Source organism: Streptomyces sp. NBC_00247 (genome assembly GCF_036188265.1).
GTDB lineage: Bacteria > Actinomycetota > Actinomycetes > Streptomycetales > Streptomycetaceae > Streptomyces.
In genome coordinates this window covers 1,548,736-1,569,367 of sequence record NZ_CP108093.1, presented here as the reverse complement: position 1 = coordinate 1,569,367, position 20,632 = coordinate 1,548,736, and the positions used below count along the sequence as shown (strand labels likewise).

The 20,632-nt window shown below is 73.0% G+C and carries 13 protein-coding genes and 1 pseudogene; 10 read left to right on the top strand and 4 right to left on the bottom strand.

Translation table 11 applies throughout. From position 1 onward, the window contains the following. Positions 1-12: 12 nt before the first annotated feature. Positions 13-1,047, bottom strand: coding sequence for an adenosine deaminase (locus OHT52_RS06175; RefSeq protein ID WP_328719128.1), 1,035 nt, complete (start codon positions 1,045-1,047; stop codon positions 13-15). Between the two features lie 153 nt (positions 1,048-1,200). Between OHT52_RS06175 and OHT52_RS06170 the strand changes: the two genes are divergently transcribed. Continuing rightward, positions 1,201-1,911 (top strand): DUF4190 domain-containing protein, encoded by a 711-nt coding sequence (locus OHT52_RS06170; protein WP_328719127.1) that lies wholly within the window; start codon positions 1,201-1,203, stop codon positions 1,909-1,911. Positions 1,912-1,957: 46 nt separating this feature from the next. Here the strand turns inward: OHT52_RS06170 and OHT52_RS06165 are convergent, their stop codons facing one another. Then, positions 1,958-2,536 (bottom strand): NADAR family protein, encoded by a 579-nt coding sequence (locus OHT52_RS06165; protein WP_328719126.1) that lies wholly within the window; start codon positions 2,534-2,536, stop codon positions 1,958-1,960. 145 nt (positions 2,537-2,681) lie between these two features. Between OHT52_RS06165 and OHT52_RS06160 the strand changes: the two genes are divergently transcribed. From OHT52_RS06160 to OHT52_RS06145, 4 genes are all read left to right on the top strand, one after another. Next, the gene (locus OHT52_RS06160) at positions 2,682-4,988 is read left to right on the top strand and encodes a hypothetical protein (protein ID WP_328719125.1); all 2,307 of its coding nucleotides are present in this window, start codon (positions 2,682-2,684) and stop codon (positions 4,986-4,988) included. Between the two features lie 38 nt (positions 4,989-5,026). Further along, a complete protein-coding gene (locus OHT52_RS06155; protein ID WP_328719124.1) occupies positions 5,027-5,764 on the top strand; it encodes a GNAT family N-acetyltransferase in 738 nt (245 codons plus the stop codon). Between the two features lie 137 nt (positions 5,765-5,901). After that, positions 5,902-6,384 (top strand): hypothetical protein, encoded by a 483-nt coding sequence (locus OHT52_RS06150; protein ID WP_328719123.1) that lies wholly within the window; start codon positions 5,902-5,904, stop codon positions 6,382-6,384. A gap of 135 nt (positions 6,385-6,519) precedes the next feature. Beyond that, the gene (locus OHT52_RS06145) at positions 6,520-8,349 is read left to right on the top strand and encodes a chitinase (RefSeq protein WP_328719122.1); all 1,830 of its coding nucleotides are present in this window, start codon (positions 6,520-6,522) and stop codon (positions 8,347-8,349) included. 110 nt (positions 8,350-8,459) lie between these two features. Here the strand turns inward: OHT52_RS06145 and OHT52_RS06140 are convergent. After that, positions 8,460-9,236, bottom strand: a pseudogene (locus tag OHT52_RS06140) (phosphatase PAP2 family protein); the annotation flags it as partial. A 150-nt stretch (positions 9,237-9,386) separates the two neighbouring features. Continuing rightward, positions 9,387-10,727, bottom strand: coding sequence for a 4-aminobutyrate--2-oxoglutarate transaminase (gene gabT, locus OHT52_RS06135; protein WP_328719121.1), 1,341 nt, complete (start codon positions 10,725-10,727; stop codon positions 9,387-9,389). A 288-nt stretch (positions 10,728-11,015) separates the two neighbouring features. Between gabT and OHT52_RS06130 the strand changes: the two genes are divergently transcribed. The 5 genes from OHT52_RS06130 (at position 11,016) to aroA (ending at position 20,597) form a co-directional block, all read left to right on the top strand. Beyond that, complete coding sequence (locus OHT52_RS06130) at positions 11,016-13,379, top strand: ATP/GTP-binding protein (RefSeq protein WP_328719120.1); 2,364 nt, start codon at positions 11,016-11,018, stop codon at positions 13,377-13,379. A gap of 240 nt (positions 13,380-13,619) precedes the next feature. Continuing rightward, positions 13,620-15,227, top strand: a complete 1,608-nt coding sequence (locus OHT52_RS06125; RefSeq protein ID WP_328719119.1) for a PucR family transcriptional regulator — start codon at positions 13,620-13,622, stop codon at positions 15,225-15,227. 304 nt (positions 15,228-15,531) lie between these two features. Continuing rightward, on the top strand, positions 15,532-16,977 hold the full coding sequence (locus OHT52_RS06120; RefSeq protein ID WP_328719118.1) for an aldehyde dehydrogenase family protein: 1,446 nt from the start codon (positions 15,532-15,534) through the stop codon (positions 16,975-16,977). 236 nt (positions 16,978-17,213) lie between these two features. Next, positions 17,214-19,208, top strand: a complete 1,995-nt coding sequence (locus OHT52_RS06115) for an acyl-CoA dehydrogenase family protein (protein ID WP_328719117.1) — start codon at positions 17,214-17,216, stop codon at positions 19,206-19,208. 141 nt (positions 19,209-19,349) lie between these two features. Beyond that, a complete protein-coding gene (gene aroA, locus OHT52_RS06110; RefSeq protein WP_328719116.1) occupies positions 19,350-20,597 on the top strand; it encodes a 3-phosphoshikimate 1-carboxyvinyltransferase in 1,248 nt (415 codons plus the stop codon). Positions 20,598-20,632: the final 35 nt, after the last annotated feature.

Genomic DNA, 20,632 nt, shown 5'->3' with positions numbered 1-20,632 from the left:
TTCCGGGCCGGTTCAGCGGCCGACCGCCGCCAGCCACTGTGTCGTGTACGTGTCGATCTCGGAGGCCAGCTTCCGCTTGCCGGCGGGGTCCATGAAGGAAGCTTCCACGGCGTTCTTCGCCAGCTCCGCGATCCCGCGCTCGTCGAGGTCCAGCAGGCGGGCCGCCACGGCGTACTCGTTGTTGAGGTCGGTGCCGAACATCGGCGGGTCGTCGCTGTTGACGGTGACCAGCACGCCGGCCGCGACCATCTCCTTGATCGGGTGGGCGTCCAGGTCCGCCACCGCGCGCGTCGCTATGTTGGACGTCGGGCAGACCTCCAGCGGGATGCGCCGCTCCGCGAGGTGCTGGAGCAGGGCCGGGTCCTGCACGGAGGTCGTGCCGTGCCCGATGCGCTCGGCACGCAGCGCCGTCAGCGCGTCCCACACCGTCTGCGGGCCCGTGGTCTCACCGGCGTGCGGCACCGAGTGCAGCCCCGCGGCGATGGCGCGGTCGAAGTACGGCTTGAACTGCGGACGGTCCACGCCGATTTCGGGTCCGCCCAGGCCGAACGAGACCAGCCCCTCGGGCCGCAGGTCCAGGGCCAGCCGCGCGGTCTCCTCGGCGGACTCCAGCCCCGCCTCCCCGGGAATGTCGAAGCACCAGCGCAGCACCGTGCCGAACTCCGCCTCGGCCGCCTTGCGCGCGTCCTCGATCGCCTCCATGAAGCCCTGGTCGGGGATGCCGCGCTTGACGGAGCTGTACGGGGTCACGGTCAGCTCGGCGTACCGGATGTTCTGCCGGGCCATGTCACGGGCGACCTCGTACGTGAGCAGCCGGACGTCCTCGGGGGTGCGGATCAGGTCCACCACCGAGAGGTACACCTGGATGAAGTGGCCGAAGTCCGTGAAGGTGAAGTAGTCGGCCAGCGCCTCGGGGTCGCCGGGCACCTGGGAGTCGGGGTGGCGGGACGCCAGTTCGGCCACGATGCGGGGGGAGGCCGAGCCGACGTGGTGCACATGGAGTTCGGCCTTGGGCAGCCCCGCGATGAAGGGGTGGGGGTCGGTCATCAGAGGTCTCCGGTGGTTCTCGGTACGCCGGCGCCGGCCGCCCAGGGCGCCCGGATTCTCCGGCGGGGACCGCCGGTGGCACCGGTAATCGTAGGCGGCTCCGGAAGGCGCCGGCCGGGCCGTAGCATGACGTGACCACGAGGGGGGAGTCACATGTCAGAGAACACCGAGCCGCCCGCAGGCGCGGAGCCGCCCCGCGATCCCTGGGCGGCGCCGGACGGCCGGGTCGAGTGGGGCAAGCAGGGCGGAGACGTCCGGCCGCCCGCGGTTCACGACCAGCCGACCGTCATCGCCGGGCCGGGCTCCGAAAGCCCGCAGCAGGGTGCCTGGACGGCCCCGGCCACAGGAGGCTTCGGCCCCCCGCCCGCGCAGGGCGGCTACGGGCCGGGGCCCTCGACGATGCCCCCGCCGCCGGTGTCCCCGAACGGGCCGGGGCAGCAGCCGGTGGGCCAGTACGGTTACCCGGCGCCGCCGCAGCCGTACCCCGCCTACACCGGCTACGACGCGTACGGCGGCCAGGGAGTCTGGGCGCCCGTGCCGTCGAACGGGATGGGCGTCACGGCAATGGTGCTGGGCATCGTCTCGATCTGCCTGTTCTTCCTGTGGGGGGTCGTGAGCATCGTCCTGGGGGTGCTGGCCCTGGTCTTCGGCATCCTGGGCCGCAAGCGCGCGCGACGGGGCGAGGCCAACAACGGCGGCCAGGCGCTCGCCGGCATCATCACCGGGTCGGTCGGCATTTTCATCGGCGCGGTGGTCATCGGACTCATCGTCTGGTCCATCGCCGTGTTCGAAGGCGAGATCGAGGACGGCGGCGATTCGTACGACGACCCGTACGCGTCCTCGCTGGTGATCGACCAGGACTGAGACGGCCGGTCCCGTCCGGGCCGTGCGGCCGCGGCCCGGACAGGGATCAGGCGGGCCCGGGCGTTCCTGGCACCGGCGCCCCGTCACGGAGCCGTTCCCGCGCCTCCATCAGCGCGAAGCCCAGCAGGTTCAGCCCGCGCCACCGCCGGGGGTCCTCGGCCCGCTCGTCGTCCTTCGCCAGCCCGATGCCCCAGACGCGGTCCAGCGGGCTCGCCTCCACCAGCACACGGTCTCCGGTGGCGAGCAGATACGCGCGCAGCCCCGGGTCCTGGCCGAACTTGTGGACGCTGCCCGCCACCACGAGCCCGAAGCGCTCCCGCGCCCAGACCTCCTCGTCGAAGCCCCGGACCAGGCGCCCCGCCTTCTTCGCGGCAGCTGGTGTGCGGGCCTCCCGCGCGGCCGGCTCCGCCTCGGCGTCACCGAACAGCCGCGCTTTGCCCGCCATCATCCAGTGCTCGGCCGAGGGGTACGTCACTCCGTCGACGGTGAACTCCGACGGCCACCACTGGCTGAGGCAGGACGGGCCCAGTCGGCCGTCCGGAAGGGGACGGTGCCCCCAGAACAGGAGGTACTTGACCCGCTTTCCGCGCTGGGTCCGGGCGACGAGATCGTCCATCTGTTCCATGAGGAGCAAGTGTGACAGCCGCCTGTGACAGCCCCTCCGGTGAGAGGGGCCAGGCTTCGGCGAGCGGTGGACGGAGTACGCGCGATCACCGCGAGTGAGTTCGGCGATACTGACAGTCCGGGGCGGGCGTGTATAGCATCGCGCAATGCATGGTGACGTGGGTGATCTGGTGGCGGCCCTGAACAAGGGCGAGTTGAAGCCGTTGCGCGACTGGCTGACCACCAAGCAGGTGGAGACCGGCGCGCTGCGCGAACTGCCGCAATGGGATTCCTCGCGCTTCCCCGCGCTGCTGTCGTCGAGCCGTCGGCTGGCCGACCGGACGGGATTCGCCCATGCGGAGACCCTCGCCCAGCTGCCGAAGGCCGCCGCCGAGTCGGGCGGGGTGCCGCTGATGCTGCTCTTCGTCCTCCATTCGGTCGAGGAAGAGTGGGAGATCTCCTACCATTACCAGCCGATGTGGGACACCCTGAGCGGTGCGCAGGAGTGCCTGCACGCCCACGGCGCGATGGTGACGGGGGAGGACGCGCTGCTGACCAGGGCCGTCCTGGCGCTCATGGCGAGCCTCTCGGAGCAGATACGGGCGGAGAACGCCATGACCTCCGGGCAGTGGGCCGGCCATGTGGCCGCCCTCGACGCCGCGGCGGCGCATGCGCGCGAGGCGACCGCGCTCGCCGGTCGCGCGGTCGGCGCGCACCCGGAGGTCAGTACCCACGTCATCGAATGCGCCGAGGAGTGGGTGGCCTACAACGTGGCCGTCGCCGTCGCCGTGCGCTCGGTGCGCGACTTCCTCTCGACGGGCGATTCGCTCGACGGGACCATCGCGGAGCTCGAAGCGGCGGAACGCGGTGGCGAGATCACCGACTCCGCGTACATCAGCGAACTGCGGGCCCACCGGTTCTCCCTGATGGAGCTGAACCGTGTCCGGCACGACCCCTGGTTGAGGATCGACCGGGGAAAAATCGTCTACCTCTACCCGTTCGCCACCCTCGGGGTTCCGACCCAGGCCGTGCTGGACGGCATCGGCGCGAAGGCGGCGGACTGGATCCTGGGGGGCGTGAAACCCCTCTCGGTACAAGGTTCGCTCACGCTCGACGACGTATGGGACGGTTCGGACGCGTTCGGGCGGCACTACCAGGGCGCTCTTCTCGCCCTTCCCGATGTGGTGATACCCACAGACGTCGGCGAATCCGTGCGGCTGCAGGCCGAGATCCGCTTCTCGGAACTGGGCAACCACTACGTGCGTTTCACCACGGGCATCAAGGACGCGATGCCGGGCGAGCTCTACGCGATGATGCTGCGTGCCGCACCCGAGCACGGCCGCGTACGGGTCGACTTCGAGGGCGCTCCGGACGCGCCGGCTGCCCCGGACGCGCCGGACGCTGCGGACACCGGCTGGCCGCGACTGGGGGATCTCGCGGTGCAACTGGCGGAGGACGTCGGCAGATGCCTGCGCCTCGACGCGGCCCTGAAAGAGACGGACGTCGTGGCCCGGCAGGGCATGTTCCAGCTCGTCGTCACCGTCGACGCGGCCTCGACCGCGCCGGGCCCGGCGAACTCCCAGCCCCGGCGCGAGGTGCGCTCCGCGAGCGACCTGCTCGACGCGGTGGGGGCGCAGGTGCTCACCAACCCGGTCGCCTTCATCATCGGAGGGCTCACGGAGTGGATCCGCTACGCGGCGGAGAACGAGCTCTCCTCGACGGCCACCGGTCTGATCGGGGAGCGGACCGTCCGCACCTCCAACACCACCGTCGTCCTGGCGCCCGGCGTGGCCGAGTTCACCCAGGGGACCCGTGGGAGCGTGGCCGAGTTCGCCGCCACGCTGGACGGCCTCTTCGCCGGCTGGTCGCTCGAGCTCGCCGGCCACTACCAGCGGGTCGGGGGCATCGAGGCACAGGTGAACGCCGCGGAACGAGGCGAGGACGCGGGCCCCCCGGCGCCGAGCCCGCTCCCGCGGACCGGGGACCCGGCGGGCAACGACGAGGACACGAGCGCCCTGACGCTGGGCCGGCTCTCGAGAGCCCTGGACGCCGAGAAGCTGCGACTCAACGACTTCGCCGTCCGGGTCCGGTCCACGGTCGCGTTCATCCGCTCGCCTTCCCTGATGGCGTCACCCGTCGCGGCGGACAGCCTCCGGCTGCTGCTGGAGTGCTCCGGCTTTCAGGAGCGAGTCGCGGAGCTCAACGCCACGATCGAGGAAGTGACGAACGAACAACTCGGCCTGACCATAGAGAAGCTGGCCAGGCAGCGCGAGGAGCGGCAGCGCGCCAAGCTGGAGGTGCTCCTCGCGGTGATCGCCGCGGCGGGCGTCTCGGGAGTGATCCAGGTGCTCCAAGCCGGTTTCTTCCAGGACGACATGGCCGCGCGATGGGCCATCGGGGGCGTGGTCGGCATTGTCGCCCTCGCGCTCCTGCTGGGCCTCGTACTGTGGCCACGACCCCGAAGGAACCAGTGACGGGCCCGCCCGCCCGTCCGGAGATCGGAGAAGGACGCTTGGCGACACACCCTTCGCCGCAGGCGCGGACGCGCGTCGTGGATGTCGGCGACAGCAGTCCGCTGGTCGGAGTGATCTACGACGAGATCCTCCACGGGGCCTTCATCCCCGACGAGTTGATCTCGTGCGACAGGCTGCGCGCCATACTGCGGGACGGCCTCGGCGTGCTGACCGCCGTAGTGGACGGTGAGGGAAGGCCGCTCGCGGCGGCGGTCGGCGAGTGGGACCCGGGGAGCAGGGTCCTGCTGCTCTCCTACGTCGCCGTACGCCGGGAGAGCCGGTCCGGCGGCCTCGGACGGCTGCTCATGGACGAGGTCCGCGGAGCCTGGCAGCAGCGGTTCCGGCCGGAGATGACACTCGCCGAGATCGAACACCCGGCGGCCCACTCCGGAGACGAGGAACGCGGTGACGCCGCGGCCCGGGTGCGCTTCTACGAGCGCCTCGGCGCCCGGGCCCTGGACCTGCCGTACTTCCAGCCCGCTCTGCGCCCCGGCGCCGAGCGGGTGTACGGGATGCTGCTCATCGCGTTGCCTCCCCTGCCGGGAGGCGGCGGCCCGGACGGTCCGGTCGACTCCGCCCCGGTGCGCGCCTTCCTCACCGCGTACTTCGTCGAATCCGAGGGAGCCGTCGGCACGGACCCGGCGTCGGCGCGGCTGTGGCGGGCGGTCGACCAGGCGGGCGGCATCGCCCTCCTGCCGCTGAGCGATCCGTCCGCGCTCCCGTTGTCGCACGCCTGACGCACCGTCCGTCACGGGAAGGCCCTGTGAGTCACCTCACAGGACATTGGTGGCTCCGACTCGCGTCATGATCCCGGCCCTCTCCCCTCTCAACCGTGTGGACGCACCGTCCGCGCATACGGAAGAGGGAGGCCGGCGTGGCTGACGCAAGGGCAGGGGCGGCAATCGGGTGGCTGGCATCGGCGGCACCCGATCCGGCGGCGTGCAGGCGGGAGTGGGAGCGCGATCCGCGGGGGATCGCGCTCCTGCCCACCGGCCGGCGCTGGGACGTGCTCGTCCTGTCCGCCAGTCTCGGTTATCCGACGCTCGACGTGCTCACCCGCCTGGTCGACCGGCCGGGCCCGGTGCTGGCGGACTTCGGCGACGCCCGGATGGGCTTCCTCGTGCCGCCGGGCACCGCCGCGCGGTGGATCGGCACGGGGGTGCGAGGCCTGGGGGCCGGTACCTGGATCGTGGTTCCGCGCCCCGGGCGGGCCGTCGGGGGAGTGCGCTGGCTGGTGCCGCCCGACGGGTCGGGGACGCTCACCGACCCCGTTCTGCTGGAACTCGCGATGCACGAGGCGGCGGCCGTCCTGGCGGCCCGTGAACGGTACGCGGAAGGCGGTGACCTGGGCCGATGAGCCGGCTGGGCGCCCGGCGCGTGGTGGTCGGGCGCGGGGTGCGGCGTGTGGTCCGGTGTCAATGGTCTTGACAACTCGATTGGTCTGGACCATGTTGTGCGCGCCGCCCCATTCCCCCCTTGTACGGAGGCAGTTGTGGAACGCACACGATGTCCTGCCCGATTCACCAGAGCTCTGGCCGCTTTCTCCGTGAGTCTGTTGGCGGCCGGCACCCTCGCCGCCGTCGCCCCGGCGGCCGTCGCCGCCGACACCGACCTCGCGCGCAACGGCGGCTTCGAGTCGGGCCTGAGCGACTGGGCCTGCTCGGCCGGGAGCGGAGCCGTCGTCAGCACGCCCGTGCACGGCGGCAGCTCCGCGCTGAAGGCAACCCCGGTCGGCAGCGACTACGCCAACTGCGCCCAGACCGTCACGGTGAAGCCGGGCTCCACGTACACGCTGAGCGCCTGGGTCCAGGGCGACTACGTCTACCTCGGCGCGACCGGTACGGGCACCACCGACGTCTCCACCTGGACGCAGTCCTCCGGCGCGTGGAAGCAGCTCACCACCACCTTCACCACCGGCTCCGCCACCACGTCCGTCAGCATCTGGACCCACGGCTGGTACGGCACCTCCGCCTACCACGTGGACGACCTCAGCCTGGTCGGCCCCGGCGGCGCCCCGGTCGCCGTGCCCGCCGCCCCCACCGGGCTGACGGCAGGCACCCCGACCGCCACCTCCGTACCGCTGTCCTGGACGGCCTCCTCAGGAGCCACCGGCTACCAGGTCTACCGGGGCGGTACGAAGGTCGCCGCGGTCACCGGCACCTCCACCACGGTGACCGGCCTCACCGCCTCCACGGCGTACAGCTTCCAGGTCACCGCCACCAACTCGGCCGGTGAGTCGGCGAAGTCGGCCGCCGTCGCCGCGACGACCGCCGCCACCGGTTCCACCGGCGGCGGGAACAACGCAGGGCTGCCCGACCACGCGCTCGTCGGCTACCTCCACTCCAGCTTCGCCAACGGCTCCGGCTACACGCGGATGGCCGACGTCCCCGCCTCCTGGGACGTCATCAACCTCGCCTTCGGTGAGCCGACCTCCGTCACCTCGGGCGACATCCGCTTCTCGCTCTGCCCGGTCACCGAGTGCCCGAACGTCGAGTCGGAGGCCGAGTTCAAGGCGGCCATCGCCGCCAAGCAGGCGGCCGGCAAGAAGGTGCTGATCTCGATCGGCGGCCAGAACGGCCAGGTCCAGCTCTCCACCACGGCCGCCCGGGACGCCTTCGTCACCTCGGTGTCCAAGATCATCGACACCTACGGGCTGAACGGTCTGGACATCGACTTCGAGGGGCACTCGCTCTCGCTGAACACCGGTGACACGGACTTCCGCTCGCCCACCACGCCCGCCATCGTCAACCTGATCGCGGCGGTGAAGACCCTCAAGGCCAAGTACGGCTCCGGCTTCGTGCTCACCATGGCACCGGAGACCTTCTTCGTGCAGCTGGGCTACCAGTACTACGGATCGGGCCCCTGGGGCGGCCAGGACCCGCGCGCCGGCGCCTATCTTCCGGTGATCCACGCCCTGCGCGACGACCTCACCCTGCTGCACGTCCAGGACTACAACTCGGGCTCCATCATGGGCCTGGACAACCAGTACCACTCGATGGGCGGCGCCGACTTCCACATCGCCATGACCGACATGATGCTCACCGGGTTCCCGGTGGCCGGCGACCAGACGAAGATCTTCCCGGCGCTCCGGCCCGACCAGATCGCCGTCGGCCTCCCCGCCTCCACCCAGGCCGGCAACGGGTACACCACCCCCGCCGAGGTCACCAAGGCGCTGAACTGCCTGACGAAGAAGACCGACTGCGGGAGCTACCAGACCCACGGCACCTGGCCGGGACTGCGCGGCCTGATGACCTGGTCGATCAACTGGGACCGCTTCAACAACGGTGAGTTCGCCCGGAACTTCGACGCCTACTTCGGCTGATCGGGACTCCCGGCCGCGGATCCGTCCCCGGCCGGGACTTCACCGGTACCGGTGGTCCGCCCGGGTCCGTCCCCGGCCGCGATCCCACGGTTGCCGGTCCTCCCGGTCCACCGCCGGGCGCACCACAGCGGGACGAGCAGCAGACCGCTCAGCCACAGGCTGCCGAGCACGTCGAGCGGCCAGTGGTAGCCCCGCAGCATCAGACCGGCGCCCGTCGCCGCCGTCAGCAGGGCGGCGGCGACGGGCGCCATCCAGCGTCGTGGCGGGTACGCCATGAGGAGCAGGGCCGACGCCCCGTACGCCACCGCCGCGGTCGCCGTGTGCCCGGACGGGTAGTAGCCGGTGTAGGGAACCAGCGGACCCTGCCGGTCGGTCCACACCTTCAGCGGTACGACCACCAGCGGCACCGCCACCATGGTCAGGGCCGCGATCAGCACGGTGCCCCGCGCACCCCGCCACAGGGCGTACAGCAGCGCGCAGGCGAGTACGGGCAGGGCGACCGGCATCCCGCCGAGATCGGAGAAGACCTGGGCGACCCCCGAGGGGCCGTGGCCGATGAGTCTCCTGCCGACGCGCTCGTCGAGCCGCAGCAGCGGTCCGGCCACCGCCACCTGCCAGGTGGTGAGGGCGAAGAGGGCCGCCATCAGGCAGGTCCAGGAAAAGAGGAGGGCCGGCCGCCGGGGAACAGGGGGGGTTGTTCCGGGACGGCCGGCCGGATCGGTCCGCCGCGCGCCCCGGGGGGTGTGGGGCGGGCGGCCGTCCGATCGGTGAGGAGTACCGGAGCCAGAGGCTCCAGTGGTGCGCGCCAGGGCGCCACCGGGCAGGTGCTGGGGAAGCCCCGGCCCGGTGCTGTCCGCAGTCCCCTGCGGACGGGGTGTTTCTCTCATCTGCCGAAACCGTACGGCAGCGGGGGCCGAGGGGGACAGACGGAACGTGATCCCGCCATCGACCTCGCACACCTTCTTCACAGGCCCTCACTCCACTGCCGCGAATCCCCTGGGAAACGGCTCTCCGCAGGGGACTCGCGTTCGCACGGATCAGACAGTGGCGAAGGACTGTTCGAGGATGTCGAGGCCCTCGTTCAGCAGCTCCTCGCCGATGACCAGCGGAGGCAGGAAGCGCAGCACGTTGCCGTAGGTGCCGCAGGTCAGCACCAGCAGGCCCTCGGCGTGGCAGGCCTTGGCCAGCTTGCCGGCGGTCTCCGCGTCCGGCTCCTTGGACCCGGACTTCACCAGCTCGATCGCGATCATGGCGCCGCGACCGCGGATGTCACCGATGATGTCGCCGTTCGGCAGCTTGTCCCGCATCGCGGAGAGACGGTCCTTCATGACCTCCTCGATGCGCTTGGCCTTCTTGTTGAGGTCCAGCTCGCGCATCGTCTCGATGGCGCCGAGCGCACCGGCGCAGGCGACCGGGTTGCCGCCGTAGGTGCCGCCCAGGCCACCGGCGTGCGCGGCGTCCATGATCTCGGCGCGGCCGGTCACGGCGGAGAGCGGCAGACCGCCCGCGATGCCCTTGGCGGTGGTGATCAGGTCCGGGACGATGCCCTCGTCCTCACAGGCGAACCACTGGCCGGTACGGCAGAAGCCGGACTGGATCTCGTCGGCGACGAAGACGATCCCGTTGTCCTTGGCGAACTGCGCGACGGCCGGCAGGAAGCCCTTGGCGGGCTCGATGAAGCCGCCCTCGCCGAGCACCGGCTCGATGATGATCGCCGCGACGTTCTGCGCGCCGATCTGCTTGGTGATCTCGTCGATGGCCTGCGCGGACGCCTCGGCACCGGCGTTCTCGGCACCCGTCGGCCAGCGGTAGCCGTAGGCGACCGGGACGCGGTAGACCTCGGGGGCGAACGGGCCGAAGCCCTGCTTGTACGGCATGTTCTTCGCCGTCAGCGCCATCGTGAGGTTCGTCCGGCCGTGGTAACCGTGGTCGAAGACGACGACCGCGGTGCGCTTGGTCCAGGCGCGGGCGATCTTCACCGCGTTCTCGACCGCCTCTGCGCCCGAGTTGAAGAGCGCGGACTTCTTGGCGTGGTCGCCCGGGGTCAGCTCGGCGAGCTGCTCGCAGACCTCCACGTAACCCTCGTACGGCGTCACCATGAAACAGGTGTGGGTGAAGTCGGCCAGCTGCGCGGAGGCGCGGCGCACGACGGCCTCGGCGGACGCGCCCACCGACGTCACGGCGATGCCGGAGCCGAAGTCGATCAGACGGTTGCCGTCCACGTCCTCGATGATCCCGCCACCGGCACGCGCGGCGAAGACGGGCAGCGTGGAGCCCACACCGGCGGCGACCGTGGCGACGCGGCGGGCCTGCAGTTCCACCGACTTCGGGCCGGGGATCGCGGTGACGACGCGGCGCTCCTGCGGGATTGCGGACATGAAGGGCTCCTGGGGGGGTGATGCGGACGGGGGCTGCGCCGACGGGGATGACGCTTCTGCTGCTTGCAGGCTAGGGGCGCGGGAGGCGACCGGTCATGCTCCGATCGGGAGTGGTACGGACGTGTCCTTGTCCGTCACGGACAGAACGAAGACGGAGCGAAACCGGGCGTACCGTCCGGGGGCCCGACCCGGCGCACGGACCTGCCGCGAGCCCGGCCCGGAACGAGGCACAGGCACTAGATTGGCCGGGGCAGCGGACGGACCTGGCTGGTCAGGGGGGAACGGTTCATGGAGAACGACGGCACGCACGGCGTCCGGGACACGCGGTCGGGGCGGGTGCCGCATCCCGTGGGGCCGCCGCCCCCTTCTCCACCGGTCCCGCCCCGCCCCCGCACCGCGCCCTCGGCGGTACCGTCCGTCGACGCCTGGCTGAGTGCCCCGCGCCCGGCCGAGGAACCCGGCGTCTGGCGGTACGGCCACCGGCCGCCGCCCCCCGAGAAGTCCGAGGAGGCCGAAGGGCGCCAGCTGCTGACCGGCGCCCTGATCTCCGTACTCGCCGGCATCCTGCTCTGGTCGCTCTGGCGCAACGGCTACCTCCCCTACCGCCTGCTGCCCCTGCGGGCGTTCACCCCGAGCGACTGGTGGTACGCGGGCACGAACAGCCCCGCCACCGTCGAGGGCCGCGACGCCATCAGCGTCTACGAGGGAATCCTCTTCGGCGTCCTCCTCTACGGCTGCGGCCGGCTGGGCAACTGGTCCGAGGTGTTCCGCCGGTACGTCGCCGAGCGCGGACAGCCCTTCCGCGCGGTGACCGCGCTCGGACTCGCCGGCTTCGCACAGCTCCTGGTGTGGAAGGAGACGATCCCGGTCGCGCGCCCGGTGCTCGCCCTCGTGGTGTCCGTCGCGGGCGGGCGGTTCCTCCAGAGCCAGGCCGCCTCCAACTGGATCTACGCGGCGATCACCCTCGCCGTGCTCGCACCCTTCGCCGTCCTCGGCGACTGGCGCTCCCTGCTCACCGGTCGGTCCAAGCCCGCCGCCGCCACGGACGGCACGCCGGACGGAGCCGGCGCCGCCGCCCCCGAAGGGTCCCCGGCCCGCTGGCCCGAACTCCGGGCGGCCGGCCAGACCGAGGCCGCCGAGACGCTCACCGCGGCGGTGCGGTCCGGCCGCATGAACGACGTGGACTGCGCCCGGCTCCGGCAGGCCTGGTCCGTGGCGCGGCAACGGCCCGACACCGTCGCCCCCTTCACCCACTCCGTGCTGCGCGAGGGCGGAGCCGCCTTCCTGCACCCCTCGGGTCTCCGCGACCTGCCGTCGCGCACCGCCGCCCACGACCTGCTCACCGGACAGGTCCGCATCGGCCGCTGCTCCGCCGACCCGCACAACCCGTACGTCCGCCGCGGCTCCGGCGTCGCCCTGGAGACCGCCCTGCTCGGCACCTCACTGCTGGCGGTCGGGCCTCCCGGCAGCGGCAAATCGGCCCGGCTGGTGCGCCCGGCCGTCGAATGCCTCGCCCTCCAGGCGCTCGCCGGGCGGGCCGCCGTACTCGCCGTTGGCGGGGGCGGCAGCGACCTGGGGCCGGACGGCCTCTACGACGTGGTGGTGCGGATCGGCGGGCGCGAGGCGGCCCACGGCCTCGACCTGTACGGCGGCACCACCGACCCCGACGAGGCCGCCGCGGTGCTCGCCGAGGGGCTCGTCGGAGACGTGGAGACGGTCGACGTACGCCGGGCCGTCACCGTGCTGGCCCAACTGCTCGGCCCGTACCGGGCGGTGTACGGGGTCTTCCCCTCCGTGCCGGACCTGCGGGAGCTCCTCGACGGCCACCCGGCCGCGCTCGCCGCGCTGCGGGAAGCGGCCGAGGCCGGCGGCCACCGGGCGATGCTCCGCGAGCTCGACGCCCGCACCCGGCAGTCCGGAGGCCCCGGGGACCCCGGCCCGGTTCTGGCCGACCGGCTCGCCCTGCTCGACCGGCCCGCGCTCGCCCCCTCCTTCGCCACCGGCCCGGACGCCGCACCGTTCTCCCTGCGTTCGATGGAGCGGCTGCCGCTGCGGGTCAGGATCGACCTGCCCGAGCGCGCGCACGCCGAGGCGTCCCGGCTGCTCGCCCGGCTGATCCTCGCGCAGTTCACCGCCGTCGCCGCCGCGCGCCCGGACCGCACCCTCTTCCTCGGGCTCGTCCTGGACGACGCGACGCGGGCCGTCACCGACGAGACCGTGCGCGGCATCCGCAGGCTCCGCTCCGTCAACGCCGGGGTGCTGCTCACCCTGCGGACCGTCGACGACGTCCCCGAGCGGCTGCACACGGCGCTGCTGGGCGCGGTCGGCTGCAGCATGGCCTTCGCCGGGGTCACCACCTGGGACGGCAAGCGCTTCTCCGAGGCGTGGGGCAAGGAGTGGATGGAGACCCGGGAGGTCGCCCAGCACGCCGTCTTCGCCGACCAGAGCGTCACCCGAGCCCTGCACGCGCTCCGCAAGCTGGTGACCGGAAAAGCGGTGACCCGCGACGCGGTGACCGTGCGCAGGGTCGAGCGGGAGCGCTGGTCGGCCTCCGAGTTGGCGTACGCCGTGCCGGCCGGCCACGCGGTGGTCTCCCTGACGAACGTCGCGGGCGAGCGCACCCCGCCGCTCCTGGTGGAGCTCGGTGGATGAGCTGACGAACGGATGAGTGGATGAGCGGATGAGCGGACGGGTGAACGAACGGACGAGCTGACGAGTGCATGAGCGGATGAGGTGGGAAGCCGCGGTTGCACCGGGGCGGCGTGGCGATTGTGCCGCCCTGGCACAATCGGATGTGCCCGTTCGTACAAGACGGCGCATCGCGAGCCGGTCGACCCGAGCCGGTTCCGGCGGCCCGACCCGACCCGTACCCGATCCCGAGGGTTTCGTTCCATGCCCCCCACGCTCGCTTCCCTCGTCCAGCACACGGCCCTCAGACTCCGCGTCCGCGCGGCGGCGGACCGGCTCGACACCCCGGTGCGCTGGGCCCACGCCAGCGAGCTCGCCGACCCCGTCCCGTACATGGACGGCGGTGAGCTGCTGCTCGTGACCGCCGCCAACCTCGACGCCGAGAACCCGCAGGAGATGCGCCGCTACGTGCGGCGGCTGACCGACGCCGGGGTCGCCGGACTCGGCTTCGCCGTGGGCGTCGTGCACGAGGCGGTCCCCGCGGCCCTCGTGGACGCCGCCGAGGAAGCGGGGATGCCGCTCCTGGAAGTGCCCCGGCCGACCCCGTTCATCGCCATCAGCAAGGCGGTCTCCGCCGCCATCGCGGCCGACCAGTACCGGGCGGTCACCGCGGGGTTCGAGGCCCAGCGGGAACTGACCAGGGCCGCGCTCACCGCCGAAGGACCCGCCCCGCTGCTGAGCCGCCTCGCCGCCCACGTCGACGGCTGGGCCGCCCTGTACGACACCTCCGGCGCGGTCGTCGCGGCGGCGCCGGAGTGGGCCGCCCGCCGGGCCGCCCGGCTCACCCCGGACGTCGCCCGGCTGCGCGAGCGGCCCGCACCGGCCAGCGCCGTGGTGGGCGCGGCGGAGGACCGGGTCGAACTCCAGACCCTGGGCACCGGCCGCCGGGCCCGGGGCGCTCTCGCCGTCGGTACGGGCGCCGCCCTCGGCACCGCCGAGCGGTACGCCGTCAACTCGGCCGTCGCGCTGCTCACCCTGACCACGGCCCGCTCGCGCGCGCTGCACAGCGCCGAGCAGCGGCTGGGGGCCGCGGTGCTCCGGATGCTGCTCTCCGGCGAGCCCGACCACGCGCGGGCCGTCGCGGGAGACCTCTACGGCGGGCTCTTCGACGCGCCGTTCCGGCTGCTGATCGCGGAGCCGGCGGCGGGGGCGGGTGCGAACGGCGCGGCGGGCAACGCCGTACCGGCCGTGGTGGAGGTCCTCGCCGAGGTTCTCGACACGGCGGCCATCCGGGCCGGCGAGCCGCTCCTGGCGGTCCCCGAAGGCGAGCGGCTGGTGGTGCTGGCCGTGGACGGGGGCGCGGCGGTCGCCGCGTGCGCCGCGTACGCGGAGGCGCAGGACGCCCGGCCGGTGCGCGACAAGGGCACGGACGGGGCTCGCCTCGTGGTGGGACTCTCCGCACCCGCCGGGCCGACTGCGGTCGCCGCCGCGTACAAGCAGGCCGGGCAGGCGCTCTCGGTCGCCCGCCGCCGCGGCAGGGCCCTCGTGGAGCACGAGGAGCTGGCGGCCGGTTCGCTGCTGCCGCTCCTCGGGGACGACGCGGTACGCGCCTTCGCGGACGGTATGCTCCGCGCCCTGCGCGAGCACGACGCCAAGGGGCGGGGCGACCTGGTGGCGTCGCTCCGCGCCTGGCTCTCCCGGCACGGCCAGTGGGACGCCGCCGCCGCCGACCTCGGGGTGCACCGGCACACCCTGCGCTACCGGATGCGGCGGGTCGAGGAGATCCTCGGGCGCTCGCTCGACGATCCGGACGTCCGGATGGAACTCTGGCTGGCCCTGAAGGCGACGGCCTCGCCGGCGGCGGACGACTGAGCGGACCGGACGACTGAGCGGACCGGACGACTGAGCGGGCCGGACGGTCGAACGGACCGGACGAGCGGACCAGGGCCGGGGCGTGCCGCCTTCGACAATTCGGCGTCCCACGGTCCGTGCCTGCTCCACCACGGACAAGCCCCACGGGCCGGGCCCCGTCCTACGGTGGGCGGGCGACACCCGCGACGGCGGGCCGCCGCACCCCACGAACCCGGGCGTGACACGACGGGCGTCCCGCGCACCGCGCGACGCACCGTACGGCGCACGTCACGCGCACCACACGACCTCCGAAGGGCCGGACTCCATGACCTCCACCCACGCCTTCTGGCTGGCCGGCCGCCAGGCCACCGGCGAGGACAGCTTCGCCGTCACCAACCCGTGGGACGGCCGGCTCGTCGGCACCGTCAGTGTGCCGACCGACGCGCAGATCGAGGAGGCCGTCGCCGCCGCGCACGCCGTCCGCGAGGAGTTCGCCGCGACCCCCGCGCACGTCCGGGTCGCCGCGCTCGACCACGTCGTACGCCGCCTCGCGGAGCGCACCGAGGAGATCGCCCAGCTGATCTCCGCCGAGAACGGCAAGCCGATCAAGTGGGCCCGCGGCGAGGTCGGCCGCGCCGTCTCCGTCTTCCGGTTCGCCGCCGAGGAGGCCCGCCGGTACAACGGCGGCGACTCCCAGCGGCTGGACACCGACGCGGGCGGTACCGGGCGCCTCGGCCTCACCCGCCGCTTCCCGCGTGGCACGGTCCTCGGTATCGCACCGTTCAACTTCCCGCTCAACCTGAGCGCCCACAAGGTCGCCCCGGCCATCGCCGTCGGCGCCCCGATCATCCTCAAGCCGGCCCCGGCCACCCCGATCTCCTCGCTGATCCTCGGCGAGCTGCTGGCCGAGACCGACCTGCCCGCCGGCTCCTGGTCCGTGCTGACCGTCCCCAACGACCGGATGCCCGCACTCGTCCAGGACGAGCGGCTGCCGGTGATCTCCTTCACCGGCTCCGGCCCGGTCGGCTACTCGATCATGGAGTCGGTGCCGCGCAAGCACTGCACCCTGGAGCTCGGCGGGAACGGCGCGGCCGTCGTCCTCGGCGACTACGCCGGCGAAGAGGACCTGGACTGGGCCGCGACCCGCATCGCGACCTTCTCCAACTACCAGGGCGGCCAGTCCTGCATCTCGGTGCAGCGGGTCATCGTCGACGCCTCGCTCCACGACCGCCTCGTCCCGAAGATCGTCGCCGCCACCGAGGCCCTGGTCACCGGCGACCCCTCCGACGACGCCACCGACGTCGGCCCGCTCGTCAGCGAGGACGCGGCCAAGCGGGTCGAGTCATGGGTCGACGAGGCCGTCGCCGCGGGGGCCCAGCTCCTCACCGGCGGCAAGCGCGACGGCGCCACCTACGCGCCGACCGTCCTCGCCGGCCTCCCCGACTCGACCACCCTCGCCCGCGAGGAGGTCTTCGGGCCGGTCATGTCGATCCAGAAGGTGGACGGCGAGGCGGAGGCGTTCGCCGCCGTCAACTCCTCGAAGTACGGCCTCCAGGCGGGCGTCTTCACGCACGACCTGCAGGCCGCCTTCCGCGCCCACCGGGCCCTGGAGGTCGGTGGCGTGATCATCGGCGACGTCCCCTCGTACCGCGCCGACCAGATGCCGTACGGCGGCGCCAAGCAGTCCGGCGTCGGCCGCGAGGGCGTGCGCTACGCGATGGACGACTACACCTACGAGCGCGTCCTGGTCCTGACCGGCCTCGCTCTGTAGGAAGGGTCCCGGCCGGCGCGAGTCGGCCAGGGACGCGTCACCACGGCCGGAGCCCACTGTGCGGGGGCTCCGGCCGCGGGCGTCCCCGGCGCGGGACGCCCGCCGCTGCGGTGGTGGGGGTGGGACGAATCGGGTAGATACGGACGTGTGCCACCGGTCGCAACCCCGCGGGCGCGGAGCCGGTCACCCGCCGTCAGGCAGTCCCCCGATCCGCCCCGCGGAGAGGTGTAGCCCCCATGTCCGCACCGCAGGCACCGCAGGACCTCCCCGAGCGCCCGGACCCGGCCGCCCGCTCCCGTACCCACCCGCCGCGGACGACGGTGACCGAGCGCGAGGCGCGCCGCGTCGCCGAGGACGCCCGTGAGCAGGACTGGCACCGGCCCAGCTTCGCGAAGGAGCTGTTCCTCGGACGGCTCCGTCTCGACCTGATCCACCCGCACCCGCTGCCCGCCGGGGAAGACGTCCGGCGCGGCGAGGAGTTCCTCGCCCGGCTGCGCGCGTTCTGCCTCTCCCACGTCGACGGAGCCCTCATCGAACGCGAGGCGCGCATCCCCGACGAGGTGATCGCCGGACTCAAGAAGCTCGGCGCGCTCGGCATGAAGATCGACCCGAAGTACGGCGGCCTCGGCCTCACCCAGGTCTACTACAACAGGGCCCTCGCCCTGGCCGGCTCGGCCAGCCCGGCGATCGGCGCGCTGCTCTCGGCCCACCAGTCGATCGGCGTACCGCAGCCGCTGAAGATGTTCGGCACCCAGGAGCAGAAGGACACCTTCCTGCCCCGGCTCGCCAGTACCGACATCTCTGCGTTCCTGCTCACCGAACCCGACGTCGGCTCCGACCCCGCCCGGCTCGCCACCACCGCCGTACCGGACGGCGACGCCTACGTCCTGGACGGCGTGAAGCTCTGGACCACCAACGGGGTCGTCGCCGACCTGCTGGTCGTCATGGCCCGGGTGCCCGAAGGTCCGGACCACCCCGGTGGCATCACGGCGTTCGTGGTGGAGGCGGACTCGCCGGGCATCACCGTGGAGCACCGCAACGCCTTCATGGGGCTGCGCGGCATCGAGAACGGCGTCACCCGCTTCCACGGCGTACGGGTGCCGGCCGCCCACCGCATCGGCCCCGAGGGCGCCGGCCTGAAGATCGCGCTGACCACGCTCAACACCGGCCGGCTCTCGCTCCCGGCGATGTGCGTCGGAGTCGGCAAGTGGTCCCTGAAGATCGCCCGCGAGTGGTCGGCCGTCCGCGAGCAGTGGGGGAGGCCCGTCGCCCGGCACGAGGCGGTCGGCGCGAAGATCTCCTTCATCGCCGCCACCACCTTCGCGCTGGAGGCCGTGGTCGACCTCGCCTCCCAGATGGCCGACGAGGACCGCAACGACATCCGGATCGAGGCCGCGCTCGCCAAGCTGTACGGCTCCGAGATGGGCTGGCGGATCGCCGACGAACTCGTCCAGATCCGCGGCGGACGCGGGTTCGAGACCGCCGACTCCCTCGCCGCCCGCGGCGAACGGGCCGTCCCTGCCGAGCAGATGCTCCGGGACATGCGGATCAACCGGATCTTCGAGGGATCGACGGAGATCATGCACCTGCTGATCGCCCGCGAGGCGGTCGACGCCCACCTCAAGGTCGCCGGCGACCTCATCGACCCCGACAAGCCGCTCGCCGACAAGGCGAGGGCCGGCGCCGCGGCGGCCGGCTTCTACGCCCGCTGGCTGCCGAAACTGGTCGCCGGACCCGGCCAGGTGCCCAGCTCGTACGCGGAGTTCCGGCCCGCCGGACACCCGGACCTCTCCCACCACCTGCGGTACGCCGAGCGCGCCGCCCGCCGGCTGGCCCGCTCCACTTTCTACGCGATGTCGCGCTGGCAGGGACGGATGGAGACCAAGCAGGGGTTCCTGGGCCGCACCGTCGACATCGGCGCCGAACTCTTCGCGACGAGCGCCGCCTGCGTCCGCGCCGAGCTGCTGCGCGGCCAGGGCGAACACGGCCGCGAGGCGTACGAACTGGCCGACGCCTTCTGCCGGCAGTCCCGGCTCAGGACGGAGGAGCTGTTCGGCCGCCTCTGGGCCAACACCGACGACCTGGACCGACGGGTCGTCGACCGGGTCCTCGCGGGCTCGTACACCTGGCTGGAGGAGGGGATCATCGACCCCAGCGGCGACGGCCCCTGGATCGCGGACGCCACCCCCGGCCCGGCCCGGGGCGAGAACGCCCGGCGCCCCTACCGGTGAGCCCGGTGGCCCGCTGAGCCCTCCGGCACACCGGGCCTGCCTTCCGGCACACCAGGCCTTCCGGCGCACAGGGCCCCGGGGCGCGTCCACCCGCTGGACGCGCCCCGCCCCGCGTGCGCGGACACGGCAAAATGACCCACCGTGACCGTCATCCAGATTCCCGGCTCCAAGTCCGTCACCGCACGCGCCCTCTTCCTCGCCGCGGCGGCGGACGGCACCACCACCCTCCTGCACCCGCTCCGCTCGGACGACACCGAAGGGTTCACCGAGGGCCTCACCCGCCTCGGGTACGCGGTCACGAAGGAGCCGGACCGCTGGCACATCGAGGGCCGCCCGGCCGGACCCGGCGTCACCGACGCCGACGTCTACTGCCGCGACGGCGCCACCACGGCCCGCTTCCTGCCCGCCCTCGTCTCCGCCGCGTCCTCGGGCACGTACCGGTTCGACGCCTCCGCGCAGATGCGGCGCCGCCCGCTCGCCCCGCTCAGCCGGGCACTGCGCGAGCTCGGCGTCGACCTGCGCCACGACGCGGCGGACGGCCACCACCCGCTGCGCGTGCACGCCGCCGGCATCGAGGGCGGCCGGATCACCCTGGACGCGGGGGAGTCCTCGCAGTACCTCACCGCCCTGCTGATGCTCGGCCCGCTGACGGCCGGCGGCCTGACGATCGACGTCACCGAGCTGGTCTCGGCGCCGTACATCGGGATCACGCTCGCGATGATGCGGGACTTCGGGGTCGAGGTCACCCGCGAGGGCGACACCTTCACCGTGCCGCCCGGCGGCTACCGCGCCACCACGTACGGAGTCGAGCCGGACGCCTCCACCGCCAGTTACTTCTTCGCGGCCGCCGCCCTCACCGGTGGCGAGGTCACCGTGCCCGGCCTCGGTGCGCACGCCCTCCAGGGCGATCTGCGCTTCGTCGACGTGCTGCGGCGGATGGGCGCCGACGTGACGATCACCGAGGACGCCACCACCGTCCGCTCGGACGGCACCCTGCGGGGCATCACCGTCAACATGCGGGACATCTCCGACACCATGCCGACGCTCGCCGCCCTCGCCCCGTACGCCGACGGGCCGGTCCGGATCGAGGACGTGGCCAACACCAGGGTCAAGGAGTGCGACCGGCTGGAGGCGTGCGCCGAGAACCTCCGTGCCATGGGCATCACCGTGCACACCGGACCCGACTGGATCGAGATCCACCCCGGGACCCCGCGCCCCGTCGAGATCACCACCCACGGCGACCACCGCATCGTCATGTCCTTCGCCGTCTCCGCGCTGCGCAACCCCGGCACCGCCTACGACGACCCGGGCTGCGTGCGCAAGACCTTCCCGGACTTCCACGAGGTGTTCGCGCGCTTCTCCAGCGGCCTGGTCCCGCAGGCCGGCTGACGGGCGTCCCGCGCGACGACTTCGGCGGCGTGCCG